Source organism: Streptomyces sp. NPDC050759, assembly GCF_044456945.1.
GTDB lineage: Bacteria > Actinomycetota > Actinomycetes > Streptomycetales > Streptomycetaceae > Streptomyces.
Map to the genome: position 1 here is coordinate 355,590 of NZ_JBITGI010000008.1, position 25,326 is coordinate 380,915.

At 70.0% G+C, this 25,326-nt stretch carries 22 protein-coding genes; 12 read left to right on the forward strand and 10 right to left on the reverse strand.

All coding sequences use genetic code 11. The features are described from left to right. The first annotated feature begins 81 nt into the window (after window positions 1-81). The 6 genes from ACIBJB_RS25085 to dnaK all read left to right on the forward strand — a co-directional run bounded on the left by ACIBJB_RS25085 (window position 82) and on the right by dnaK (window position 7,607). The gene (locus ACIBJB_RS25085) at window positions 82-1,143 is read left to right on the forward strand and encodes an ATP-binding protein (protein ID WP_398933347.1); all 1,062 of its coding nucleotides are present in this window, start codon (window positions 82-84) and stop codon (window positions 1,141-1,143) included. A gap of 59 nt (window positions 1,144-1,202) precedes the next feature. After that, window positions 1,203-2,933, forward strand: a complete 1,731-nt coding sequence (locus ACIBJB_RS25090) for a hypothetical protein (protein ID WP_398933421.1) — start codon at window positions 1,203-1,205, stop codon at window positions 2,931-2,933. Between the two features lie 61 nt (window positions 2,934-2,994). Beyond that, window positions 2,995-3,423: an OsmC family peroxiredoxin gene (locus ACIBJB_RS25095; RefSeq protein ID WP_398933348.1), complete on the forward strand. Its 429-nt coding sequence runs from the start codon at window positions 2,995-2,997 to the stop codon at window positions 3,421-3,423. A gap of 93 nt (window positions 3,424-3,516) precedes the next feature. Then, window positions 3,517-4,875, forward strand: coding sequence for a hypothetical protein (locus tag ACIBJB_RS25100; RefSeq protein ID WP_398933349.1), 1,359 nt, complete (start codon window positions 3,517-3,519; stop codon window positions 4,873-4,875). Between the two features lie 7 nt (window positions 4,876-4,882). After that, a complete protein-coding gene (locus tag ACIBJB_RS25105) occupies window positions 4,883-5,641 on the forward strand; it encodes a glycerophosphodiester phosphodiesterase family protein (RefSeq protein WP_398933350.1) in 759 nt (252 codons plus the stop codon). 109 nt (window positions 5,642-5,750) lie between these two features. Next, complete coding sequence (gene dnaK, locus ACIBJB_RS25110) at window positions 5,751-7,607, forward strand: molecular chaperone DnaK (protein WP_398933351.1); 1,857 nt, start codon at window positions 5,751-5,753, stop codon at window positions 7,605-7,607. A gap of 7 nt (window positions 7,608-7,614) precedes the next feature. Here dnaK and narJ read toward each other — a convergent pair whose 3' ends face one another. The 4 genes from narJ to ACIBJB_RS25130 all read right to left on the reverse strand — a co-directional run bounded on the left by narJ (window position 7,615) and on the right by ACIBJB_RS25130 (window position 10,888). After that, window positions 7,615-8,079 (reverse strand): nitrate reductase molybdenum cofactor assembly chaperone, encoded by a 465-nt coding sequence (gene narJ / locus ACIBJB_RS25115; protein ID WP_398933352.1) that lies wholly within the window; start codon window positions 8,077-8,079, stop codon window positions 7,615-7,617. A 138-nt stretch (window positions 8,080-8,217) separates the two neighbouring features. Further along, entirely contained in the window at window positions 8,218-9,012 is a 795-nt protein-coding gene (locus ACIBJB_RS25120) for an SAM-dependent methyltransferase (protein WP_398933353.1), read from the reverse strand. A 61-nt stretch (window positions 9,013-9,073) separates the two neighbouring features. Next, window positions 9,074-9,937 carry a helix-turn-helix domain-containing protein gene (locus tag ACIBJB_RS25125; protein ID WP_398933354.1) on the reverse strand — a complete coding sequence of 288 codons (864 nt, stop codon included), beginning with the start codon at window positions 9,935-9,937 and terminating at the stop codon, window positions 9,074-9,076. A 126-nt stretch (window positions 9,938-10,063) separates the two neighbouring features. Next, complete coding sequence (locus ACIBJB_RS25130; RefSeq protein ID WP_398933355.1) at window positions 10,064-10,888, reverse strand: helix-turn-helix domain-containing protein; 825 nt, start codon at window positions 10,886-10,888, stop codon at window positions 10,064-10,066. 359 nt (window positions 10,889-11,247) lie between these two features. Here ACIBJB_RS25130 and ACIBJB_RS25135 point away from each other — a divergent pair, with 359 nt between their 5' ends. Together ACIBJB_RS25135 and ACIBJB_RS25140 are read left to right on the forward strand one after the other, a co-directional pair. Further along, window positions 11,248-11,553 (forward strand): 4a-hydroxytetrahydrobiopterin dehydratase, encoded by a 306-nt coding sequence (locus tag ACIBJB_RS25135; protein ID WP_398933356.1) that lies wholly within the window; start codon window positions 11,248-11,250, stop codon window positions 11,551-11,553. A 4-nt stretch (window positions 11,554-11,557) separates the two neighbouring features. Continuing rightward, the gene (locus ACIBJB_RS25140; RefSeq protein ID WP_398933357.1) at window positions 11,558-12,301 is read left to right on the forward strand and encodes a class I SAM-dependent methyltransferase; all 744 of its coding nucleotides are present in this window, start codon (window positions 11,558-11,560) and stop codon (window positions 12,299-12,301) included. Here the strand turns inward: ACIBJB_RS25140 and ACIBJB_RS25145 are convergent. Together ACIBJB_RS25145 and ACIBJB_RS25150 are read right to left on the reverse strand one after the other, a co-directional pair. After that, window positions 12,270-12,746, reverse strand: a complete 477-nt coding sequence (locus tag ACIBJB_RS25145; protein ID WP_398933358.1) for a hypothetical protein — start codon at window positions 12,744-12,746, stop codon at window positions 12,270-12,272. The genes ACIBJB_RS25140 and ACIBJB_RS25145 overlap by 32 nt on opposite strands. After that, window positions 12,743-13,222 carry a hypothetical protein gene (locus ACIBJB_RS25150; RefSeq protein WP_398933360.1) on the reverse strand — a complete coding sequence of 160 codons (480 nt, stop codon included), beginning with the start codon at window positions 13,220-13,222 and terminating at the stop codon, window positions 12,743-12,745. Before ACIBJB_RS25150 ends, ACIBJB_RS25145 begins: the two co-directional genes overlap by 4 nt. Window positions 13,223-13,262: 40 nt before the next feature. Between ACIBJB_RS25150 and ACIBJB_RS25155 the strand changes: the two genes are divergently transcribed. The 3 genes from ACIBJB_RS25155 to ACIBJB_RS25165 all read left to right on the forward strand — a co-directional run bounded on the left by ACIBJB_RS25155 (window position 13,263) and on the right by ACIBJB_RS25165 (window position 16,459). Then, entirely contained in the window at window positions 13,263-14,213 is a 951-nt protein-coding gene (locus ACIBJB_RS25155) for a helix-turn-helix transcriptional regulator (RefSeq protein WP_398933361.1), read from the forward strand. 43 nt (window positions 14,214-14,256) lie between these two features. Continuing rightward, entirely contained in the window at window positions 14,257-16,152 is a 1,896-nt protein-coding gene (locus ACIBJB_RS25160; protein WP_398933362.1) for a rhamnogalacturonan lyase, read from the forward strand. A 79-nt stretch (window positions 16,153-16,231) separates the two neighbouring features. After that, the gene (locus tag ACIBJB_RS25165; protein ID WP_398933363.1) at window positions 16,232-16,459 is read left to right on the forward strand and encodes a hypothetical protein; all 228 of its coding nucleotides are present in this window, start codon (window positions 16,232-16,234) and stop codon (window positions 16,457-16,459) included. 94 nt (window positions 16,460-16,553) lie between these two features. Here the strand turns inward: ACIBJB_RS25165 and ACIBJB_RS25170 are convergent, their stop codons facing one another. From ACIBJB_RS25170 to ACIBJB_RS25185, 4 genes are all read right to left on the reverse strand, one after another. Next, a complete protein-coding gene (locus ACIBJB_RS25170; RefSeq protein ID WP_398933364.1) occupies window positions 16,554-16,793 on the reverse strand; it encodes a hypothetical protein in 240 nt (79 codons plus the stop codon). Window positions 16,794-16,942: 149 nt separating this feature from the next. Beyond that, window positions 16,943-17,440, reverse strand: a complete 498-nt coding sequence (locus tag ACIBJB_RS25175; protein WP_398933365.1) for a hypothetical protein — start codon at window positions 17,438-17,440, stop codon at window positions 16,943-16,945. Between the two features lie 287 nt (window positions 17,441-17,727). Continuing rightward, on the reverse strand, window positions 17,728-20,394 hold the full coding sequence (locus ACIBJB_RS25180; RefSeq protein WP_398933366.1) for a cellulose binding domain-containing protein: 2,667 nt from the start codon (window positions 20,392-20,394) through the stop codon (window positions 17,728-17,730). Between the two features lie 271 nt (window positions 20,395-20,665). Then, a complete protein-coding gene (locus tag ACIBJB_RS25185; RefSeq protein ID WP_398933367.1) occupies window positions 20,666-23,581 on the reverse strand; it encodes a glycoside hydrolase family 48 protein in 2,916 nt (971 codons plus the stop codon). 251 nt (window positions 23,582-23,832) lie between these two features. On the opposite strand from ACIBJB_RS25185, the gene ACIBJB_RS25190 reads away from it, so the two are divergent. After that, the gene (locus ACIBJB_RS25190) at window positions 23,833-25,305 is read left to right on the forward strand and encodes a cellulase family glycosylhydrolase (protein ID WP_398933368.1); all 1,473 of its coding nucleotides are present in this window, start codon (window positions 23,833-23,835) and stop codon (window positions 25,303-25,305) included. Window positions 25,306-25,326 lie beyond the last annotated feature (21 nt).

Here is a 25,326-nt window from a genome sequence, read left to right on the forward strand (position 1 = left end):
AAAAATCGGCTGCGTCTCTTCGGCCCGGCGCAGACACTGTTCGAGTTGCCCCTTTCTCGAACTCTCCCTGGAGCCACCGCTTTGCAGGCTGCCGTTACCGTGTCGCCCTCCCGTATCCCCGAGCTTCTCCTCGGCCTCGCCACCGTGCGGCCCGTCTTCGTCTGGGGCGCCCCCGGCATCGGCAAGTCGTCCCTCGTCAGGGAGTTCGCCGCCTCGCTGGGGCTTGAGTGCGTGAGCCTGATCGGTACGCAGCTCGCTCCCGAGGACCTCATCGGGGTGCCCCAGATCCGGGACGGGCGGTCGGTGTTCTGCCCGCCGGAGTCCATCGCGCGCGACGAGCCGTACTGTCTGTTCCTGGACGAGCTGAACGCGGCCACCCCGGACGTGCAGAAGGCGTTCTACTCGCTGATCCTGGACCGCCGTATCGGCGACTACGAACTCCCCAAGGGCTCCATCGTCATCGGTGCCGGAAACCGGGCCACCGACAACGCCCTCGCCCGGCCCATCGCGTCCGCCCTCGTCAACCGTCTCACGCACGTCCACCTGGAAGCGTCCGCGAAGGACTGGCTGGTCTGGGCCGCAGAGAACGGCATCCACCCCTGGATCCTCGACCACCTCACCGACCGGCCCGACCACCTGTGGTCCAAGCCGCCGAAGACCGAGGAGCCCTTCTCCACGCCCCGCTCCTGGCACATGCTCTCCGACGCGCTGCACTCCTTCGGCCGGGACCTCGACGAGGAGACCCTGAAGGTCCTCGCGCACGGCACGCTGACGCCCAGGCACGCGACCGCGTTCTGCGGCTACGTCAAGATCGTGCGCAGCCAGTTCGGGATCGAGGCGATCATCAAGGGCGACGCACGCTGGCCGAACCGCCTGGAGGACCGCGACCTGCTCTACTACCTCGCCGAATCCTTCCGCGGCCGTCTGATCAAGGAACTCCCGGTCAGCAAGGAGCACATGTCGGCGAACGGCCGCCAGACCGCGTACCGCGCCAAGTCGCTGCTCGTCCAGCTCGCCGAGATCTCCGTCGAGGTCGCCCAGACCGTCATCGCCTCCGATGCCGACGGCAACCCCGTACTGCCCTCCTGGTTCCTCGTCGAGGCGGCCCGTGACATGCCCCGGCTGGTGGAGGCGCGGCGGTGAGCCGAAGCCCCGGAAAGAAGAAGAAACGGGACCTCGCGGGCGAGGCGTTCGCCGAGGGAATGAAGCTGATGCGGGCCAACCCCGCCCTCGCGGCCGTCGAGTTCGACGTCTGCCGCCGGGAGGACTGCCGGTTCGCGCCCCGGCACGGGCTCGTGGTCGTCGACTCCGACGGCGATCTCCACGCCCACCCCGACCGGCTCGCCGAGCCCGCCGCCTGGGCCTGGGCGCTCGCCCACGCCGTCCTGCACCTCGGCTTCGGACACGTCCCGGCGGTGAAGGACGAACGCACCCAGCCCGACCGCTTCGACCTCGCCGCCCGCTGCCTCGTCGTCAACCGCTTCCTGCTCGGCTTCCCCGTCGGCCGGGCCCCCGAGCACCTGCCCGCCTCCTACCCGGACGGCGACGAGGAGCAACTCGCCGCGCGCTGGCGGCGCGACGGCATCCCGGTCGTCTACGAACACTGCGGTACGGCCGGCCCCGACCCCGACCAGCTGCTGCTGAGGTGGGCGGGCTGGTCCCAGCCGCCCGACTGGCAGCTGGCGTTCGCCACCGCTCTGACCCGGACCGTCTCCGCGGCCATGGACATGGCGGGCGGCCGCCGCGACTCCCTCAGCGGGGAAGTGACCCCGCAACGCCCCTGGCAGCGGGCCCTGAGCTGGTTCATCTCCTCCTACCCGCTGCTCGGCGGCATCGCGGCCGGCATCAAGCTGGTCGCCGACGCCGAACTCGCCCGCGCCCACGGCATCGCGATCGCCGCCGTCAACGCCGAGGCCGCCGAGATCTACATCAACCCGCTGCGCCGCTTCGACGACGAGGAATGGCGGTTCATCCTCGCCCACGAGATGCTGCACGCCGCCCTGCGCCACGGCGACCGCTGCGGCACCCGCGACCCCTACCTCTTCAACATCGCCTGCGACTACGTCATCAACGGCTGGCTCAACGAGATGCGCATCGGCACCATGCCCGAGGGCCTGCTGTACGACCCCGAGCTCGCCGGCCTCTCCTCCGAGGAGGTCTACGACCGCATCGCCGGCGATCTGCGCCGCATGCGCCGCCTGGCCACCCTCCGCGGCAAGGGCGCCGGCGACATCCTCGGCGGCCCGCTCGGCTCGCCCCGCGACTACGTCGACCTCGACGAGTTCTACCGCCGTGGCCTCGCCCGGGGCCTCGACCTGCACCAGCGGCAGGAGCGCGGGTTCCTGCCCGGCGGCCTGGTCGAGGAGATCCGCGCGCTCAGCCACCCGCCGCTGCCGTGGGACGCGCAACTGGCCCGCTGGTTCGACGAGTTCGTGCCCAGCCCACAGCCCGTGCGGTCCTACGCCCGTCCCTCGCGCCGTCAGTCCTCCACCCCTGACATCCCTCGCGCGGGCCGCTGGTTCCCGCCCGAGGAGATCGCCCGCTGCACCTTCGGCGTTGTTCTGGACACCTCCGGCTCGATGAGCCGCACCCTGCTCGGCAAGGCACTCGGCGCGATCGCCTCGTACGCCGAGGCCCGGGACGTACCCGCCGCCCGGGTCGTGTTCTGCGACGCGGCCCCGCACGACGCCGGCTATCTGCCCGTGACCGAGATCGCCGAGCGGGTCCGGGTGCACGGCCGCGGCGGCACCGTCCTGCAACCCGGCATCGACCTGCTGCACCGCGCCGACGACTTCCCCGCGAGCGCGCCCGTGCTGGTGATCACCGACGGCTGGTGCGATGTCCTGCGGGTGCGGCGCGAGCACGCCTATCTGATCCCGCAGGGGGCCAGGCTGCCGTTCACCGCACGCGGGCCGGTCTTCCGCGTGAGCTGAGCGTAGTGTGATCGGATGGTTCCCGTACCCCCGTCAACGGGACCACACGAAAGGACTGACCGTGGCTACCACGCGCTCCGCACACACCGTCTGGGAAGGCAACCTCCTCGAGGGCAACGGTGTCGTCAACTTCGACTCCTCCGGTGCCATCGAGGCACAGCCGGTCACGTGGGCCTCGCGCTCCCAGGACGCCAACGGCAAGACCAGCCCGGAAGAGCTGATCGCCGCCGCGCACTCCAGCTGCTTCTCCATGGCGCTGTCGCACGCCCTGGCCGGCGCGGGCACCCCGCCCACCAAGCTCACCACCTCGGCCGACGTCTCCTTCCAGCCGGGCGAGGGCATCACGGGCATCCACCTCACCGTCGAGGGCACCGTGCCGGGCCTCGACGAGGAGGGCTTCGCCGCCGCCGCGGACGACGCCAAGGCCAACTGCCCCGTCAGCCAGGCCCTGAAGTCGGTCCCGATCACCCTGGACGCCAAGCTCGCCTGAACCGAAGGCGCCGGGTCGCGCGGGCCGCTCGTCCGGGGCGGTCCGCGCGACGCGTGGTTCGGGGGCCGGTCCGGTGGTGCGAAAGGGAACGTGATGACTGTGGGAACGGCCGGCGGTACGGCGGCACTCGACTCCGGCACCCGTGAACTCACCCGTGTCGTCGTCCTGTTCAGCCTCACCGGCCGGCTGGACCCGGGGCGGCCCTCGCTGGGCAGCCTCGTCGACACCTTCGACTTCGGCCGCTTCGCCCTGCATCTGACGTCCAGCGAGGCGGTGCTGCCCGTGCCGGTGCTCGTCGAGGACGTGGCACCCGAGGAGCTGCGGCTGCCGCACGGTGGCCACGGACTCGACCTCGCGGCCGTCGAGATCGCCGTCCTCGCCACCCCGCGCGGGGACATCACCCTGGCCCTGGACTGCGGATTCGCCGGGCAGACGGCTCCTGCCGCCCTCGCGGCGTGGCTCGCGGACACCTGCTTCGACCGGGACCGGATCACGCTCGGCACCAGCGCCCTGCTCGACGTGCTGGGCGGCCGGCTCGCCCCGCGGGAGCCGCTCGCCTTCGGCCAGAACGTCCACCAACTGGTCTTTCCCGGCGGTGACTTGGAGAACGACCTGCTGGGCCCCGACGAGACCCGCCTGCCCACCCTGCTGAACGAGATCGTGTACCGCGGCCGGCTGTCCACGTCCGAGCCGCCCCACCTCCACAGGAACGGCCGCACGCTCTCCGCGCACGGCCGCGGGGTCTCCGTCCACGCCGGCTGGGCCGAGCACGTGGAGAACGGCCTGATCCTGGTCGCCGTCGGCATCATCTCCGCCCTCGCCGTCCTCCAGCGCACCCGGCTGGCCGCCTTCGAGACCATGCGCGCCAACGAACAGGCCGCGGCCGAGTCGCCGTACGAGATCCGCAGGCTGATCTCCCGGCTCTCCGACGGGGTGAACGAACTCCAGCTGGACCTGGCCTTCGGCGTCGAGGCGTACGTCGACAGCCTGCTGATCCCCGAGATGGTCATGGAGGCCTTCCAGTCCTCGCTGCGCGACGCCCTCGGCATCCCCGACAGTCTGGACAACTCCGCCAGGATGGTCGAGCGGCTGACCTCGGTGATAAGCGCCCGCTCGGCTGCCCTGCAGGCCCAGCTCGCCGAGCGCGACGACCGCAGGGACCGTACGGTGTCGGCGCTCGTCGCGGTGGCCACCGGCATCGCCCTGCCGCCGACGCTGCTGCTGGCGTTCTTCGGGGCCAACGCCTCCAACGTGGACAATCGGCGGTCCATCTTCGACGCCCACTACCTCCCGGCCTACCTGCTGGCCTGGCTTCCCTTCATCGCCCTTGCCGTGATCGGATACCTCCTGCTCAGACGGGTCAGCAGACGCTCCGGCGCGCTGCTGGCGACCCCGACGGCCGCGCCGGTGCCCGCCCCGCGGTCGCCGTCCCCGCCACCCTCCGGAAGCTGAGAGCCGTATGCCACGACGTCCCGCCGTCTCCGCCCACCGGGGAGGATCCGAGCGTGCCGGCGCCGCGACCTGGGAGGCCTACGAGGACGCGATCCGGTCCGGGGCGGAGTACGTCGAGTTCGACATCCGGCGGACGGCGGACGGGGTCTTCGTCGTCCACCACGACCCCCGGGTGGGGCACACCGGTCCACTGCTCAGCGAGATCACCCACGCCGAGCTCAGCGAACGGTCCGGTCGTCGCGTGCCGGTCGTCGACGAGGTGATGTCCCTGATCGCGGGCAAGCTGGTCGGGCATCTGGACCTGAAGGAGAGCGGCTACGAGCGCGAGCTGATCGACCGGGCGGTCGCCCTGCTCGGCGCGGACGGCTTCGTCGCCACGACTCTGGAGGACCGTTCCGTCGCGGCCATCGCACGAGCCTTCCCACGCGTGCGCACCGCGCTGTCGCTGGGGCGCGACGGCAGGGAGATCGCCCGGGCCCGCCTGGCCGGCACCCGGCTCAGCGAGCTGCTGCCGATGCGCCGGGTGCGCGCCTGCGGCGCGAGCGGGGTGGCCGTGCACCACCGGCTGGCCCGCGCCAACGTGCTGCGCGCGGCGGCCCGGCACGACCTGTTCACCATGGTCTGGACGGTCAACGACGACACCCTGATGCGGGCGTTTCTCGGCCATCCACGCGTCGACGTCCTGATCACCGACCGGCCGCGACGGGCCGTCGCGCTGCGCGGGGAGCCGCACGAGGAGCGTCCGCCGGGGTACTCGTCCCACTGAGCAGGGCCACCCGCACCATTGACAAGAGCGCACTCAAGTTTTGTGCTGGAGTGCGGGACGGGTCCCTGATGGACATCCTGGTGGGAATCCCTGGCGGAAGGGGTCAGCGATGGGACGTGCGGTCGGGATCGATCTCGGGACCACGAACTCGGTGGTCGCCGTGCTGGAGGGCGGTGAACCCACGGTCGTCGCCAACGCGGAGGGGGCCAGGACCACACCGTCGGTCGTGGCCTTCGCGAAGAACGGCGAGGTGCTGGTGGGCGAGGTCGCCAAACGGCAGGCCGTGACCAACGTCGAGCGCACCGCGCGCTCCGTGAAACGGCACATGGGCGACGGGAGCTGGCGCTTCCCGGACCAGGGCTCCGTCGACGGCACCCGGTACCGGGCGCAGGAGCTGTCGGCGCGGGTGCTGCAGAAGCTGAAGCGGGACGCCGAGTCCTATCTCGGCGAGGACGTCACCGACGCCGTGATCACGGTGCCCGCCTACTTCGACGACTCCCAGCGACAGGCCACCAAGGAGGCCGGGGAGATCGCTGGGCTGAAGGTCCTGAGGATCATCAACGAACCCACGGCGGCCGCGCTGGCGTACGGCCTGGACCGGGGCGAGGAGCAGACGGTCCTGGTCTTCGACCTGGGCGGCGGCACCTTCGACGTGTCACTGCTGGAGATCGGCGACGGGGTCATCGAGGTCAAGGCGACCAACGGCGACACGCACCTGGGCGGCGACGACTGGGACCAGCGGGTCGTCGAGCACCTCGTGAAGAAGTTCCAGGGGCAGTACGGCGTCGACCTCGGCAAGGACAAGATGGCGCTGCAGCGGCTGCGCGAGGGGGCCGAGAAGGCCAAGATCGAGCTGTCGTCGTCGTCCGAGACCACGATCAACCTGCCCTACATCACCGCCTCCGCCGAGGGGCCCCTGCACCTCGACGAGAAGCTGACCCGCGCCCAGTTCCAGGAGCTCACCGCCGATCTGCTCGACCGCTGCAAGACCCCCTTCCACCAGGCGGTCAAGGACGCCGGCATCAAGCTCGCCGCGATCGACCACGTGATCCTCGTCGGCGGCTCCACGCGGATGCCCGCGGTCACGGACCTGGTCAAGGAGCTCACGGGCAAGGACCCGCACAAGGGGGTCAACCCGGACGAGGTCGTGGCGGTCGGCGCGGCGCTCCAGGCGGGCGTCATCCGCGGCGACGTCAAGGACGTACTCCTCCTCGACGTCACCCCGCTGTCCCTGGGGATCGAGACCAAGGGCGGCATCATGACGAAGCTCATCGAGCGCAACACCACGATCCCCACCCGCCGTTCGGAGATCTTCACCACCGCGACCGACAACCAGCCCTCGGTCGGCATCCAGGTCTACCAGGGCGAACGCGAGATCGCCGCGTACAACAAGAAGCTCGGCGTCTTCGACCTGACCGGCCTGCCGCCCGCCCCGCGGGGCGTCCCCCAGATCGAGGTCGCGTTCGACATCGACGCGAACGGGATCATGCACGTCTCGGCGAAGGACCTGGCGACCGGGCGCGAACAGAAGATGACGGTCACGGGCGGATCGGCGCTGCCCAAGGACGACATCGACCGCATGATGCGCGAGGCCGAGCAGTACGCCGAGGAGGACCGCAACCGCCGCGAGGCCGCCGAGACCCGCAACCAGGCCGAGCAACTCGTGTACCAGACCGAGAAGTTCGTCCGGGAGAACGGCGACAAGGTCCCCGTCGACACGAAGGCGGAGGTCGAGTCGGCGGTCGCGGAACTGAAGCGGCTCCTGGAGGAGAACGCCGACACCACCACCCTGCGGGGCGGTGTCGAGCACCTCGCCTCCGTCAGCCAGAAGATGGGCCAGGCGATGTACGCCCAGGCCCAGCAACAGCCCCCGCAAGGCGAATCGGACGCACCGCAACAGGAGGAGGGCGTGGTCGACGCGGAGATCGTGGACGACGAGAAGGACCAGAAGGGCGGGGCCGCCTGAGGTCCCGTCAGATCGCCGTCCCCGCGGTCGGCAGGGTGGCGCACACGGCGTCGAGGACCGTCGCGTACGGCGTGCCGAAGTCGGTGAGCCGGGAGCGGAGTTGCTCCAGAGCGTGGCGGTGTTCGGTGAGCAGGCCGAGGTCCCCGGTGCGGGCCGCGAACTCCAGCACCGAGGGCAGGAAGTCCGGCAGTTCCTCACCCGTGAACTCCAGCCCGGCCGCCCGGTAGACGTCCCTGAACCGGGTGTCCCCGTCCAGCCACGAGCTCAGATACAGACTGTGCCGGTTCCCGAAGTCGAAGACCTGGACGTAGTGCGCCGCCAGGTCCCGCGCGGGCGTCACCGCCGCGTGGTCGACGAACGCCCGCAGTTGCGGGGCCGCCTCCCGCAGCAGCGGCAGCCGCGCGCGGAAGTCGTCGCCGGGATACGTCAGGCAGAGCGCCGCCGCCTGGTAGAGCACTGCGTCCGAGGGCATCCGACCTCCTCAGCGTCGTCCGTGTTCTCCGGGCGGGCGCCCCGGATGTCGGTCGGGTGCGCTCCCTTGCCTTGCCCGCGGCTGCTTCGAACCTAGGGCGGGGTGCGGGAGCGCACCCGTTCACGGCACCCGTACGGGTCAGACCTTGCGTGCGACCCCCGCGTACACCGGCACGATGCCCTCCGCCTGGGCCGCCACGTCCTCCGGACCCGGACGCCAGCCCGACACCGGGATCACCCCGGGGCCGAGCAGCTCCAGGCCGTCGAAGAAGCGGGAGAACTCGGCGAGCGAACGGGGGAAGAAGGGGGTGCCGTTGCGGCGGAACTGCTCGGCGGCCTGCTCGATGGCCTCGGGGCTCAGATCGGGCGTGACCTGCGAGAGGATCACGAAACTGCCCGGGGCGAGCTCGGCGACGTACCGCTTGAGCAGCCCGTACGCGTCGTCGTTCAGGTAGTGGGTGAGCGCCACGAGGGACAGCGCGACCGGCTCCGCGAAGTCCAGGGTCTCGGCGGCCGACCGCAGGATGGTGTCCGGGTCGCGGACGTCCGCGTGCACATAGTTCGTGGCGCCCTCGGGGGTGCTGTGCAGCAGGGCCTGCGCGTGCCTCAGGACGATCGGGTCGTTGTCCGCGTACACGACCTTCGACTCCGGGGCGACCTCCTGAGCCACCTGGTGCAGATTGGGCTCGGTGGGGATGCCGGTGCCGATGTCGAGGAACTGGCGGACACCGGCCTCCGCGGCCGTCCGCACCGCCCGGTGCATGAAGCGGCGGTTGGCACGCGCCCCGCGCACCACGGTGGGGTCCACCTCGAGGATCTTGCGGGCCAGTGCCTCGTCCACCGGGTAGTTGTCCTTGCCGCCCAGCCACCAGTCGTACACCCGCGCCGGGTGCGGGCGGCTCGTGTCGATTCTGGGTGCGTCGGATCCGGTCATGCGGTGTCTTCTCCCCTGTGGTGTTCTCGTGGTGCGCCTGGTGTGTGGTCGTGCTGCCCGCTCAGAAGTCCTCGCGGCGCTCCCGCAGCAGCTTCTTCGTGCGCTCGGCCGACGCGGCCCGCGCCGACATGTGGTCCAGGACCTCCAGGTGCGTGGCGACCTCCTGGCGGGAGTCGAGATACAGCGCACCGGTCAGGTACTCGGTGAAGACCAGGTCGGGCAGCTCCGGCTCGGCGAAACGGAACAGTGAGAAGGGCGCGTACGTGCCCGGATGCGGGCCGTCCTCGAACTCGCACACCTGAAGCGTGACCCGGTCGCGCTCCGCGAACTCCAGGAGCTTGTCCAACTGCTCGCGCATCACCTCGGAGCGGATGCTCACCGGGCGGCGCAGCACCGTCTCGTCCATGATCACCCACAGATGGGGCGCGTTCGGGCGCTCCAGCAGTTGCTGCCGGGCCATGCGCAGCGACACATGCCGCTCCAGCGCCTCGGAACCCGTCTGCCCGATGGTCCCCGCCTCCATGACGGCCCGCGCGTAGTCCTCCGTCTGGAGCAGTCCGGGCACGAAGTGCGGCTCGTAGGACCGGATGATCCCGGCCGCGCCCTCCAGGCTCACATACAGGCTGAACCACTCGGGCAGCACGTCGTGGAACCGCTGCCACCAGCCCGGTTTGTTGGCCTCCTCGGCCAGCTGGACGAAGGCCTCGACCTGTTCCTCGGGGACGCCGTATGTCTCCAGGAGCACCTGGACATACGGGATCTTCAGGGCGACCTCGGCCATTTCTATGCGCCGCACGGTCGCGGGGGCCACCCGCAGTACCTGCGCGGCCTCCTCGCGCTTGAGGCCGGCCGCCTCCCGCAGTTCCTGAAGCCGCCTGCCGAGCACCACCTGGCCCACGGTCGGCGCAGGTCGCCGCTCACTCACGCCACGCCTCCCCTACGCGTCGAAGCTTGCGTGCAGTGTGCCATGTTCCGGTGCCGGGCTCACCGGTCACGACCGCTTCCTTCATCACCTCCCGCGTAATCGACCGGCACACGGTTCGCGGAGGTGTCAGGGCAGCAGTGAGTGAAGGTACTTGACGGTCGCCGGGTCGGCCGGGAGGAACGTCTCGACGGCCAGCTCGGCGACCGTGACGTCCATGGGCGTGTTGAACGTGGACGTGGACGAGATGAACGACAGCGTCCGGCCCTCGTGCTCGATCCGCATCGGCAACGCGAAGTACGGGACGGGATCCGCCTGTTCGGGGCTGTCGTCGGTCTCGGGGACCGGCACCGGGTACGCCGCCACCTCCTCGTACAGCTCCCGCAGCGACTCGGAGCGGCGCAGGGCGATCTGCCGTCGCATCTGTTCCAGCAGATGGCCGCGCCACTCCCGCAGGTTGCGGATGCGCGGGGCGAGACCCTCCGGGTGCAGGGTGAGCCGCATGGTGTTGAGAGGGGGCCTGAGCAGGGACTCCGGGATGCCGTCGAGGAGCATCATGATGCCCCGGTTCGCGGCCACGACGTGGTACCCGGCGTCGAACACCAGAGCAGGGTAGGGCTCATAGCCCTGGATCAGCCGCTCGATCCCCTCGCGCAGGGCGTCCAGGGACGGATCGTCCAGCGGGGTCTCCGGGAAGCGCGGGGCGTATCCCGCCGCGAGGAGCAGCGCGTTGCGCTCCCGTACCGGCACGTCCAGATGCTCGGCGAGCCGCAGCACCATCTCCTCGCTCGGGCGGGAGCGTCCCGTCTCGACGAAGCTGATGTGCCGGGCACTGGAGTCCGCTCGCAGTGCCAACTCCAGCTGACTGACCCGCCGTTGCTCCCGCCAGGCGCGCAGAAGCGGACCGACGCCCTGAACGGAGCGGGCGGCTGTACCGGAAGGGACGGTGGTCATAGGTACGACCGTAACCGAGGAGCGGGCGCACGGGCGGACCGCGGGCGACGGTGACGGCGGCGGTGCGGCGGACGGGGCTGTCCGCCTGCGGCGCGCGTTCCTCGAGTTCGGCCAGAAGCGCGGGTTCGTCGCCGTGGACGACGCGGGCAGCGGCGGTGGTGCGCATCGCCCCGGAGTGCGGCGAGAGTGGTGTCGAGCCGGCTGCGGCTGATCAGGACCGTCGGCGCCGGCTGCCGCAGCGAGTCTGACGAGCCCGCGGTGGGTGGCTCACGGACGGGTCGCGGTGCCGCTCGGCAGGGCCGCGGAGGCACAGCTGTGGCACGCTGAAGACACCCAGATCCTCAGGAAGGAGCGAGGTCATGCCCGTCGAACCCCTGTCGCAGAAGGAGATCGAGGACCGGCTCGCGGAACTGCCGGGCTGGTCCGTCGACGACGGCCGCCTCACCCGCTCGTACCGCCTCGGCACGCACTTCGCCGCGACCGCGATGGTCGTCCACATCGCCCAGGTCCAGGAGGAGCTCGACCATCACTCCGACCTCACCCTCGGCTACAACACGGTCGCACTGTCCGTGCACACGCACAGCGCGGGCGGCGCCGTCACCGACAAGGACTTCGAGCTCGCACAGCGGGTGGAGGCGCTCGCCCAGGGTCACGGAGCCCAGTGAGCCCGTGCTCGACTACGACAAGGAGGCCGACGCCTACGACGTCACCCGCGGCGGCGAACCCCGGGCCGCCGCGGCCGCGGACGCCGTGCTCGGTCTGATCCCCGCGCAGACCCGGCGGCTCCTCGACGTGGGCTGCGGCACCGGGATCGTCACCCGCAGGCTCGCCGCCGCCCGGCCCGCGACCCGGGTGTGGGGCGCCGACCTGACGTACGGCATGGCCCGCATGGCCGCCGTACGGCTGCCCGGCGCGGTCGTGCTCGCCGACAGCCGTGCGCTGCCGTTCCCGGACGGGGCGTTCGACGCCGTCACCAGCGTGTGGCTGCTGCACCTCCTCGACCGGCCCGAGGACGTCCGGGCCGTGGTCGCCGAGTGCGCCCGGGTCCTGAGACCCGGCGGGGTGTACGTGACCACCGTCGACAAGGCCGCCGCACACGACGTGGGCAGTGACATCGACGCCGTCCTCGCCCCGCGCCCGCGCCGCCCCGCACCGGACGCGGCGCCGCTCGTCGAGTCGTACGCCGCCGCCCACCGTCTGCACCCGGCCGGGCAGGCCCGTTTCCCGGGCCGGGGGCAGGGCCGCAGCCCCCGGCGTACCGCCGCCGACCTGCGGCGCGGCTGGTTCACCCTGCTGCCGCCCGGCGACCCGCTCACGGAACGGTTCGCCGCCCGCCTGGCGGCGCTGCCCGACCAGGAACTCCCGCGCCCCGACCCGGTGTTCAGCGTGCGGGCGTTCCGGAAGGCCGACTGAAGTCCATGGTCCAGTTGGTCACCCAGGTCTCCCCGCCGTCGAGGGAGAACGCCTGCTCCCAGTGGGCTCCGACCGCTGACACATCCGCCCACACGAACCGCACCCGCACGGCCTTTCCGTCGTAGGCGTCGTCGCCGTAGAACTCGCCGCGGCCGCCCTCGAACCGTCCGGTCACCGGCGGATACAGCTTCCCGCTGCGGCTCGCGGCCCAGTTCAGCGACCACTGCCCGGTCTCCCGGTCGAAGAGCCGCAGCGTGGCCCCCTTCGATCCGAGGTGCGGCATGTCGATCTCGTCGACGTTCGCGGCCCCGTCGAACAGCGGCCGGCACCGACTGGTCGCGGGGAACTCCTCCCACCCGCTGTCCGGATCCAGGAAGTCGGTGCGGCGACGGTTCACGACCTCCCAGTCGCCGTGGAGGAAGTCGAAGTCGTGCGGGCTGCTCATGCGCGGTCTCCCGTGGTTCCTTCGGGCAGGGAATCGGCCAAGTAGGCGGCCAGGTCTGGGACTTCGGGTGCGAGCAGGTGCCGTACCCAGGCGTCCCGTTCGTGCAGGATCGGCGGGAGTTCGAAGACGCAGCCGATCCAGGGCAGGTCCGGCGTGACGAAGTGCGTGGGGTCGACGTCCGGGCACCGGAGCGCCGGCTGCCCGGCGGCGGCGCCCCGGAAGTGCAGCACGTTGTCCCACACCCAGCTGTAGACATTGAGGTAGGCGCCGGTGTCCGCGCCCCGGTGCAGGACGGCGAAGGCCGCGGGCGGGGTGCCGTCCGGCTCCGGCAGCAGCTCCGGGAGGATCTCGTACGCCGCCTTCTCGACGTCGGGCGCGATGCCGTCCGGATCGGCGGTGACGTGGTAGCGCTTGATGTGCCGCCCGGCGACCTCGATCGGTGGTCGCACGGTGAGCAGCTTCTCGGTGAAGGCCATGCGCAGGACGCTAGGCCCACTTCACTGACACCATATGTCAGTGAAGGCCGGCCGACTCGTCTCGATCCTCCTCCTGCTCCAGACCCGGGGCCGGATGACCGCCGCCCAGCTCGCCGAGGAGCTGGAGGTGTCCGTGCGCACGGTCTACCGGGACGTCGAGGCGCTGAGCGCGGCGGGAGTCCCGCTGTACGGCGACGCGGGGCACGCCGGTGGCTACCGCCTCCTCGACGGCTACCGCACCCGGCTGACCGGCCTCACCCCGGAGGAGGCCGAGGCCCTCTTCCTCGCCGGAGCGCCCGGTCCCGCCGCCGAGCTGGGCCTGGGCTCGGTCCTCGCCGCCGCCCAGCTCAAGGTGCGGGCCGCACTGCCGGAGGAACTGCGGGCCCACGCGGACCGGATCAGCGGGCGCTTCCATCTCGATACGCCCGGATGGTACGCGGAGGCCGAACAGGCGCCGTTCCTCCCGGCGGTGGCGGAAGCGGTGTGGAGCAGCCGGGTGCTCCATGTCCGCTACCGCCGCTGGGCGGAACCGACCGATGTGGAGCGGCGGTTGGAACCGTACGGACTGGTGTCGAAGGCGGGCCGCTGGTACGTCGTCGCGGGACCGGGACCGCGCACCTTCCGCGTGGACCAGATCCTCGAACTGGCCTCCTCGGAAGAGCAGTTCACCCGCCCCGAGGACTTCGACCTGGCTGCCTGGTGGACGGCGTACCAGCGGGACTTCCACGACCGGCTGTACCGGGGCGAGGCACTCGTACGGCTGGCGCCGGGCGTGCGGCTGCCGAGGGCGGCCCATGTCCGTACGGACCACGAGGGTTGGACCCTCGCCCGGGTCCCCATCGAGTCCGTCGAGCACGCCCATGGCGCGTTCCTGCGCCTCGGCACGGACATCGAGGTGCTGGAACCCTCCGAGCTGCGCGAACGGATGGCCCGGACGATCGCCGAACTGGCCGAAAGGTACGGCAACTCGGCTTCCCCGTGCGGCGACTGAGGGGTGGAACCCGTCCGTCCCCACAGCTTCGGAGGTTCACCCCGTGCAGCACCCGCACCCGCACCCCCACCGGCATCCTCACCCGCACCGCAGACGCCGAGTCCTCCTCTCGGCGACGACCGCCGCCGTGGCCCTCATGGCCGCCGGTCTGATCGCGCTGTCGCCCGGTACGGCCGAGGCCGCCACCGCCCGCCAGGTCGAGAAACTCGACCGGGGAGTCGTCAGCGTCCACACCAGCAGCGGCAACCTGGTCAGCTGGCGCTGGCTCGGCACCGACCCGAACGACGTCTCCTTCAACGTCTACCGCGCCGGCACCAAGGTCAACTCGACCCCGGTCACCGGTTCCACCAACTACTTCCACTCCGGTGCGCCCGCCGAGGCCGACTACACCGTCCGGGCGGTCGTCGGTGGTGTCGAGCAGCCGGACTCGGTCCACGCCGTCCAACTCCGCGGAGGCTACAAGGACGTTCCGATCAGCCCGCCGGCCGGCGGCACGACCCCCGACGGTGTCGCGTACACCTACGAGGCCAACGACGCGTCCGTGGCCGACCTCGACGGTGACGGGGCACTGGACTTCGTCCTCAAGTGGCAGCCGACCAACGCCAAGGACAACTCCCAGTCCGGCTACACCGGCAACACCATCCTGGACGGCGTCAAGCTGGACGGCACCCGGCTGTGGCGGATCGATCTGGGCCGCAACATCCGTTCCGGCGCGCACTACACGCAGTTCCAGGCGTACGACTACGACGGCGACGGCAAGGCCGAGGTCGCCATGAAGACGGCGGACGGCACGGTCGACGGCACCGGCGCGGTGATCGGCAGCGCGTCGGCCGACCACCGCAACTCCAGCGGCTATGTCCTGTCCGGCCCCGAGTACCTGACGATGTTCAACGGGCAGACCGGCAAGGCGATGCAGAGCGTCGACTACGTCCCGGCCCGGGGCACGGTGTCGTCGTGGGGCGACTCGTACGCCAACCGGGTCGACCGTTTCCTCGCGGGGACGGCGTACCTGGACGGCGCCCGCCCGTCGCTGGTCATGGCCCGCGGCTACTACACCCGTACGGTGATCGCGGCCTGGGACTGGCGAGGCGGCACCTTCACCCGCCGCTGGACCTTCGACACCAACTCCTCGACCAACAGCGGCAAGGGCTACGACGGTCAGGGCTCGCACAGTCTGTCCGTCGGGGACGTCGACAACGACGGCAAGGACGAGATCGTCTACGGGGCCATGGCGGTCGACGACAACGGCAACGGGCTGTGGACCACCAAGACGGGCCACGGCGACGCCCAGCACCTCGGCGACCTCGACCCCTCCCACGCGGGTCTCGAGTACTTCAAGGTCTCGGAGTCGACCTCCCAGCCGGCGGAGCTGTACATCAACCCGGCGAACGGCACGGTGAACTGGAAACTGGCCGCGTGCTGCGACAACGGGCGGGGTGTCGCCGGCGACATCTGGGCCGGCAACGACGGTGCGGAGGTCTGGTCGGCCTCCGACACCTCGATCCGCGACGAGGCGGGCGCCACGAAGGGCCGCGAGCCGTCCTCGGTGAACTTCCTGTCCTGGTGGGACGGCGACACGGTCCGCGAACTCCTCGACGGCACCCACATCGACAAGTACGGCACCTCGTCGGACACCCGCCTCCTGACCGGGGCGTCGGTCCACTCCAACAACAGCACCAAGGCGACCCCGTCCCTGTCCGGCGACATCCTGGGCGACTGGCGCGAGGAGGTCGTCTGGCCGACGTCGGACAACAAGGCGCTCCGCGTCTATTCCACGCCGTACGAGACGACGACGAAGATCACGACCCTCCTCCACGACACGATGTACCGCACGGCCCTGGCCTGGCAGAACACCGCCTACAACCAGCCCCCGCACCCGAGCTTCTTCATCGGCAACGGGATGGCGACGGCACCTAGGCCGGCGGTGTACACGCCGTAGGGCTGTGACCTGCTGAAACGGCTCCTCGCTCACACCGAGGAGACGCAGGCCGGCAATGAGATCCCGCACTCTCGTCGTTGTGGCAATGCTCGCCCTCTCGCCGCTTCTCGCTGCCTGCGGTTCTGACGACAACCTGGACGACGCTCCCTACGATGCGGTGGCTGCCGGGGATACGCCGGAGCCTGAGCCGCGGCCGGAGGAGACGCAGGAGCGGTGGGAGGAGGCCCATCCGTGGATGCACTTCCCGCCGTTCCAGCAGCCGCGTTGCCGCTCGGCTTCCCGCTTCTCCTCGTCCGCGATCCACTGACTCCGACACGATCAAGTCGGGTTTGCTGTACCCCGGCCAAGCGTGGAACCCCGGCTGGGGTGCGTTGCTCCAGGCGGGGAGACGGCCGTGACCGTCAGCGGTTGTCGTAGCCGTTTTCTGCGAGGTATGCCACTGCCCTCGTGTTCTCAGTGAGCCACGCTTCGCACACCCGGTAGGGCTGGACGGCGTCCTTCGTCTGCAGCTCGGCGACGGCGACGATGTCACGGGTGCAGGAGTCGCGACCATGAGGGGTGCAGATCCAACCGTCATGCTGCGGCGTCGGCTCGTCGAGCCGGATCAGGCTGATGATCGGTGACTTCATGGGGCGGGTCATGTGCTGAGGCTACCCAGCCAATTCCGGCTCCGCGTGCCGCACCGCCCACGCCTGTAAGGGGATGGCCACGGCACCGAGGACGGCGGTGTGCACGGAGTGAACACCGGTGGGTGCGTGCGCCTTTGCGGAGCACGCACCCACCCGGGCGGTCAGCTGAAGCCGCCGCTGAAATCGCTGTTGAGCTGTGCGGAGCAGATGTTGTACCCGCCCTGGGCCCGGCCCTTCTTCGTCTCGCCGTCGATGGTGATCGAGCACTGGACGTCCCCGCCGCCCATGAGCTGAGCGGTCACCTGGTAGAAGAGGGCGTCCTCGTCGACGCTCAGGGTCTTCTCCATCGGCAGTCCCTTGCCCTGGAGGTTGGTGCCGTCGTTGCCGTAGGTGATGTCGACCCCCGCGGGCGCCGAGCCCCACACCTTGAACACCGCCTTGCCGCTGGGGGCATCGGCGCTGTCGGACGTGTCCGCCTGCGCCTTCGCCTTCGCTGCGGCCGTCTTCGTGACGGTCACCGTCGGAGCGGGCTCTGCCTCGGCGTCGACCTGCGCCGGCGCGGTGACCGTGACGGTGGGGGCCGGCTCGGCGGCGGCCTTCTTGCCGCCGTCGCCATTCCCCGCGGCCCCGATGCCCACACCGAGGAGCAGGATGCCCACGGCGACGGGGATGAGCACCCGCTTGCGGGCCCAGCCGGGCCGGGGCGTGGGCGGAACGGGCGGTGGCCCGAAACCCGGAGGCGGAGGCGGAGAGAAAGAAGGCGGAGGCGGAGGCGGCTGGGTGTACGACATGGTCCCCCCTGAGGTTTTTCGCGGGGGATGAGCGTAACGGGAGATGTGAAGAAGAAGTGAGAGTTGTGCTGAAGAGGTGATTCAGTTGTGATCTGAACATTCGCTGCGCAGAGGTGAGGGCGCGTACCGGTGCGGTACGCGCCCTCGACGGTTCGTCAGGCGACGGTGCAGTTCTGGTCGCCCAGCTTGAACGCGGTCGGTTTCCCGTTCGTCCCCGACCAGTTCCCCGTGAAGCCGAAGCTCACGGACGAGCCCGCCGCCACGTTGGCGTTCCAGCCGACGTTCTTCGCGGTGACCGTCGAGCCCGACTGGGTGGACTCGGCGTTCCAGGTCTGGGAGATCGTCTGGGCGTTGGGGAAGGTCCAGCCGAGTGACCAGCCGGTCCAGGCGCTCGAGCCCGTGTTGCTGAGTTGGACGTCCGCCTGGAAACCGCCCGACCACTGGTTGGTGATCTTGTACGTCACCGCGCAGGCGCCCGTGGGGGCCGGATCCGTCGGGTCCGTCGGATCGGTGCCGCCTCCGCCGCCGGGGTCGGAGGTGTCGCCGTAGATCACGCCCCGTCCGTTGGTCGAGACGTACACCCGGCCGTACACCCGCGGGTCACCGGTGATGGCCCCGCCGGTCCAACCCCACTGGTGGGCGTCGTCGTTGATGCGGGTCCAACTCGCGCCCTTGTCGGTCGAGCGGAAGATGCCACGGACGCCACCGATCTTCGCACTGGTGTAGAGCGTCTGGTACGACGCCCCCGTCGCCGCCTTCCCGAAGCCGATCGCGTCGGCCTGGTCGACGTTCGAGAGCTTCGTCCAGCTCGCGCCGCCGTCGGTGGAGTGCCACAGGCCGTACGCCCCGTCGGTGGCCCCGCCCGCGAGCCAGACGTCACCCTTCACGCCGGGCAGCGCCTTGAAGCGCACGCTGTCACCGCTCGGCAGTCCGGTCGCCCCGGACGCCGTGAACGTCGCCCCGCCGTCCGTACTCACGTAGAACTTCCCGGACTTGAAGCCGTAGAAGGTCCGAGGGTCGACCCGGTCGGACTCGACGATCGCGCCCGCCGGAATCCCGCTAGACGCCGACCAGGACGAGCCGAAGCCCGTCGTGTACTGCACTCCCGTGCCGTCGGGGCTCCACACGAACCGGCTGCCGTCCGACGCGGCGGCCACCGTCCCGCCCCCGCTGACGCCCGAAGGGTCGGTTCCCGCGAACCAGTTGGCCCCGTTGTCCGTCGAGAACGCGATGTGCGGGCCCGAGTCCAGATTGCCGACCCGCACGACCGTGTTCGCGTTCGTCTCGGCGAAGTCCAGACTCGTGGTCGTGGTGAAGTTCGGGGACGTGAACATCATCGACGGGACCTTGGTGAGGTCCGTGTGCCGGAAGCCGCCGACGTCTCCGAGTGCGCTCAGCAGCGGGGCGCCCGAGGGCGGCGACGCCAGGTCGAGGACCGCCGTCTCCTCCAGGCCCTGCACCATCGGCTTGATGGTGAACTGGCCGCCGGAGTCCCAGTTCGTGAGGTTCTCCGTCCCGTAGAGCGTCGCCCCGGTCCCGTACATCATGCGGTTCGAGTTGAACGGGTCGATCTCCAGCGACTCGGTCATCCACCCGAGTTTCGGGCTCTGTTCGGGCGGTGACGGGTTCGCGCCCCAGGTCAGCCAGGGAGAGGACGAGACGTCCATCGTGTAGCGGTTCGCACGGTTGGGGTACGACGAGTAGTCCCACGCCTTCGTCCAGGTCGCCCCGTTGTCGGTGGACCGGAAGATCTGGGTGTCGGGCCACCACGAGCTGTACGCCGTCGCCATCACCGTGCCGGGCTTCTGCCGGTCCACCGTCAGTCCGCTGAAGCCGTAGTAGGTGTCGGCCTCCGCGACCGGGCTGATGTTCGTCCAGGTGCCGGTCGCCGTCGCGTACCGCCACACCTGGCCCTTGCCGCCGTCGTACGGCCCGCCCTTGTCGCTGTAGGAGAGATACAGATAGCCGCCCGCCGCGTCCAGGACACCCTTATGGGCGAGGTAACCCGTCGGCTGGCCGGCGAGCCGCGTCCAGGTCGCGCCCGCGTCCGTCGACCGGTACACCGAGTTCTGCAGGTCCGCGACGCCGACGTAGATCGCCCGGGTGGCGTTCCCGGACGTGCCCGTCGACTCGTCGAAGGTCACCCAGACGACGCCCTGGTTGTCGCTCGCGTAGCCGCTGGTGTCGCTCGGGTCCTGCTGGTAGTTGCCGACGTTGGGGAAGTTAGCCACCTGCGACCAGCTCACCCCCGAGTCGGTCGACCGCCACAGCCCCTTGCCGCTCGGCGCCCCGAGATACAGCACGCTGTTCTTGTTCGGGTCGACCGCCAGCCGCTCGCCCATGCCCCGCCCCGGCATGTTGCCGCCGAGCTTGAAGGGCAGGTCGGTCTTCTGCCAGCTCGCGCCCCGGTTCGAGGAGCGCATGACCGCGCCGTTCTTCGGGTCCCAGCTGTTGGTGTACGTCCCGACGGCCGCGTACACCTTGTTCGGATCCACGGAGTCGGACGCCAGGCCGACCACACCGGTGTGCCCCCAGTCGTCCCACCCGACCGAGTCGAGCAGCGGTGTCCAGGTCTTGGACGACTCCTGCCAGCGGTAGGCCCCGCCGATGTCGGTGCGGGCGTACGCCAGGTTCTTCTCGGAGCGGTTGAAGACGATCCCGGGGACGAAACCGCCCCCGTCGATCCGGGCGTTCTTCCAGGTGTACGTGTCGGCGGCGAGCGAGACCTTCGCGGTGCCGTCGGCCGCCAGTGCGGGCGGGGTGCCGGCGAGCAGCCCGGCCGCGAGCGCGAGCACGGCCGTGAGGATGCGGGTTCTTCGCACGGGGGGTCCTTTCCGGGAAAGGGTGAGTGGGGGGAGTAAGCGCTTTCCTTGGAGTGCGAGAGTTGCCGGGCGACCCCCAGTGCGGGAGGGGGCCGCCCGGCTGTTCGGCCCCGCCGTCCGGTGGCGAGGCCTCGTACGTGGAGCCTTCAAGCGGTTCCGTCGGAACGGGCGGTACGTGGTGCGCCCCGTCAGGGGCGCGGGGAACTGCGCGACCAGCCACATCGGACCCGCAGCCGAACGACCACCCAACCCGCGGAGCGCTTGGCGGGGGTTATTCGAGAAGCTCCGCGTACGACCCCATGGCCAGGGCGATGTCCGCCTGGGCCCAGAACCGGTGATAGGTGAACGACGGCACCGCGCCGCCCGCCAGATACGCCTCGATCTTCGACCAGGCCGGGTCGTCCTCGTAGAACGACCGGATGGACTCGAAGGTCGACGACGCGTTGATCGCGTCACCGTTCGGCATGGTCCCGGTCCAGCCGCTCGGGACGTACACCGAGTCGTCGAACCGGTTGTAGTCCGCCCGGTTCTCCGACACCGCGATGCCCAGGCTGTCCTGGTAGTTGCTCCACATGCCGTCCAGCAGCGCCTTGGCGGTGGAGGCGGCCTGGGTGTCACCACTGCGGTCCGCGTAGTACGTCAGGGTCTTGGCGTACGCGGCGGCCACGCCGACGTCGTTGGTGTAGTCGGCGACGGTGACGTGAAGTCCGCTGTTGGCACCGGGACTTGACGCGTTCCAGGTGTCGGGCTGGCCCGACCACTGAAGCGTCGAGGGGATCTGGTAGGTGCCGTCCGGGTTGATCGTGGTCTTGGACAGCGCCCACTTGACCCACTTGTCGAGGACCGCCTTGGCCTGCGCGTTCCCCGTCTGCTGGTAGTACTCGGCGACCCGCTCCATCGACCACGCCTGGAAGCCGAACCACTGGTTGGACGGCGGGTCGTGGTAGACGGGCTGCTGGTCGTAGTACATGCCGTAGAACGTCGACTTGCCGGCCGGGGGAGTCGCGTAACGGCCCGCCCAGCTGTTCGTCGCGCCGCCCGCGATGGCACCCTCGTCGGACTGCAGCCAGCGGTAGAACTCCAGCTGCCGGCCCAGCGAGGTGTTCCAGTCCGCCGCGCCCGTCGCCGACTTGGGCTTGAGGTCGGCGTAGGAGCTCAGCGCGTACGCGGCCATCGGGTTCTGGTAGCCGCCGTGCGCGTGACTGGAGCCGATGCGCCAGGCCCAGCCCGCCGAGGTGTCGGTGGCGCCGCCCCAGGCGTAGTACCAGGACAGCAGGTACATCGAGGCGTCCTTGCCGGTACCGGCCGCGCAGGTGGACGGTCCGACACAGTTGCCGATCTTCTTGAAGTACTTGTCGTACATGGCGTAGCGCAGATAGTCGCCCATCTTCGCGGCCTTGCCCACGGTCGCGGAGACGTCGGAGCCCTTGCCCTGCTCCTTCGCCCACTTGTCGGCCCAGTACGCGGCCTGCACCGCACGCGCGTCGGCGTCCGGGGCGTTGGTGAACTTCCACTGCTTGGCGTAGGAGGCGTCACCGGTGAACAGGTCCAAGTAGCCGTTCTTGCCGCCGTACTTGAACTGGTCACAGGTCGGCTGCGGCACCGTCTCCCACACCGACTCCTGCGCACCGCGCTGGAAGGTGTTGATGTACGACGGTCCGGTGTCCGTCGGCCCCGCCTCGCACTTGCCGGGCGAGTTGCCGTAGCCGTAGACGTTGTCGACGTCCTGCAGCCAGTGCATACCGTAGACGTCGTCGGTGCCGTATGCGGTCTTCAGTTCACCGGCGATCGGGTCCGAACCCACCGACACCCCGGTGTCCAGCTTCGCCGGGTACTCGTTCGGGGTGTCCAGCTCGGGCGCGTAGGTCGCCGGCTTGGAGGCGTTGTAGAAGGAGTTGGTCGGCTGGTCGGCGTGCGTGGGGATCATGTACTTCTCCATGATGTCCCAGGCACCGTTGAACTTGGACCAGTCGCCCGTCACCTTGCCGTACATGGCCTGCAGCCACAGGAGGTAGCTGTACGCCTCCGAGGTGGTCTCGTGGCCGTGGTCCGGCGCCTCGACGATCAGCGTCTCGACCGAGTGGTAAGGGATGCCCTCGGGGGAGAAGTAGCCGTTCGCCGGGTTGGTGATCTTGCCGTACAGATCCAGGAACCGGGCGTTGTAGGTGCCCGTCGCCGCGATCTGGGTGACCGTCACCGCGGCCTTGGCGTGGCCCGTCGCCGTCGACTCGAAGGTCGCCGCGCCGGTGCCGGAGGCGTTGCCGGTGATGGTCACCGTCTGCGCGGTGTTCCAGTTCGACGGGGTGAAGGTGAGCGAGGCCCCGCCGGTCACCGTAAGACCCGCGTTGCCGCCGGTGCGGGCGGTCGTGACGGTCACGTTGGCCGAGGGCTGCGTCGACAGCTTCACGGTGTACGTGCCCGTCTTGCCCTGCTGGACGGCGAGTTGGGTCGCCGAGGCGACGACCGCGGGACCCGAGGCGACCGTGATGCCGACCGGCGTCGACTCCCCGGACGCGCCCAGGCTGTCGTACGCCTTCGCGAGCAGCGAATGACTGCCCACGGTCAAACTTGAGACCGAGAGCGAGTACGGCGACGTCGTGTCCGTGCCCAGCAGCGTGGTGTTGTCGTAGAACTCCACCTTGCTGATGGTCGCGTTGTCCGCGGCGGCGGCCGTCGCGGCGAGCGGGACCGCGTTGCCCTGGGTGTAGACCGCGCCCGCGGCCGGGCTGGTCAGCACGGTGATCGGCGGCTGGTGGGCGCCGGTGCACGAGGTGCCGTTGACCGCGAAGTTCGTCGGTGCCGCGTTGGCGCCGCTGTAGGTGAACTGTGCGCCGGTGGTGACGGCGGAGCCTGCGGCGATGTTCGCGTTGTACGAGGCGCTGTTGACCGTGACCGTCTGGCCGGTCTGGGACCAGGTCCCGTTCCAGCCGTTGCTCAGCTTCTGGTTGCCCGCGTAGCTGTACGTCAGGGCCCAGCCGTTGATGGCGTCCGTGCCGCGGTTGGTGATCGTCAGATCCGCGGTGAAACCGGAGCCCCAGTCATTGGTCTTGTAGTCGACGCTGCACTGAACTGCGGCTGCCTGTGCGGGAGTTGAAGCCGCACTCAGCATCGCGAACGGCAGTGCCATGGCCGCCACGACAGCGGTCCACAATCGCCGGACGGCCCGGCGTCTCCTGGTGGGGGGCATTGCTGGTTCCTCCTTGTGCGGCTCGGAGAAGTCAAGGCTTGAACCAGTGGGAGCGCTCCCATAGTGGAGACGGGCATTCAAGGGGTCAAGGCTCGTGAAGAGTCGAAAAGATTCGACGAACGTGACTGAGGAAAAGTCAAGTGACCCCCTGTTCTTTGCCGTCACTTGGCGCTACCTTCCTTGACACCAGTGGGAGCGATTCCATCAGTCGACGCGTCCGTAACGGCGCGCTGATCTGCAAGGAGTCGCTCATGCGACACCCCCCGCGTTCAGTACTTGCAGCCGTTGCCGGCGCGGTCTCCCTTGTCGGATCCGTGACGGTGCCGGTGGTCACGGCGTCCGGCGCCGCCCCTGCCTGCTCGGTGGAGTACTCCGTCACCAGCCAGTGGGACAGCGGCTTCCAGGGCACCGTGAAAATCACCAACAATGCGGCCGCCGTGAGTAGTTGGAGCCTCGCCTTCGACTTCGCCGGCGGCCAGAAGCTCACCCAGGGCTGGAACGCGACATGGTCCCAGTCCGGTACGACGGTCACCGCGGCCAGTGAGAGGTACAACGGCTCCCTGGCCACCGGAGCGAGCGTCAGCGCCGGATTCATCGCGTCCTGGTCGGGGAGCAACGCCGTTCCGACCTCGTTCAAGCTCAACGGCACCAGCTGCAACACGGCCGTCGAGCCCTCGCCCCCACCGGAGCCGACGGATCCCGCGGACGACGGGCCCCCCGTCCTTCGCGCGTCGGGCAACAAACTCGTGGACGCCGACGGCGCGACCCGCCGTCTGCTCGGCGTGAACCGGTCCGGCGGCGAGTTCATGTGCGTCCAGGGCCGCGGCATCTTCGACGGCCCGGTCGACGACGCCTCGGTGAAGGCGATCGCCGACTGGAAGGCGAACACGGTCCGCATCCCTCTCAACGAGGAGTGCTGGCTGGGCCTGTCCACCATCGACCCGGCCTACGCCGGGGCGAACTACATCAACGCCGTCAAGGACCTGGTCGCCAAGGTCAAGGCCCACGGCATGACACCCGTGGTCGAACTGCACTGGACCTACGGGCAGTACACCGGCAACTCCGCGGGCTGCTCCGACGTGCACGCCAGCTGCCAGAAACCGATGCCCGACATGCAGTACACGCCCTCCTTCTGGGCCTCGGTGGCCAACACCTTCAAGAACGACCGCACCGTCGTCTTCGACCTGTTCAACGAGCCCTACCCGGACCGCGCCACCTCCACGACCACCCAGGCGTGGCAGTGCTGGCGGGACGGCGGCAGCTGCCCGGGCATCGGGTACGAGGTCGCCGGTATGCAGGATCTCGTCGACAGCGTCCGGGGCACCGGCGCGACCAACCTGATCCTGGCCGGGGGGATCGCCTACTCCAACGACCTCAGCCAGTGGCTGACGTACAGACCGGCCGACCCGGCGGGAAATCTCGCCGCCGCCTGGCACGTGTACAACTTCAACGCCTGCGCCAACGAGAGCTGCTGGAACTCCACGCTCGCCCCGGTGGCCGCCCAAGTCCCCCTCGTGGCGGGGGAGATCGGCGAGAACACCTGCGCGCACGGATTCATCGACCAGGTCATGAAGTGGTTCGACGACCGCGGTCTGTCGTACCTCGGCTGGACCTGGAACACCTGGGACTGCTCCTCCGGACCGTCCCTGATCAGCAGCTACGACGGCACACCCACAGCGTTCGGCACCGGGCTGCGTGACCATCTGCGCGCCCTGAACGGATAGCACCCGCCCAACGGACACCAT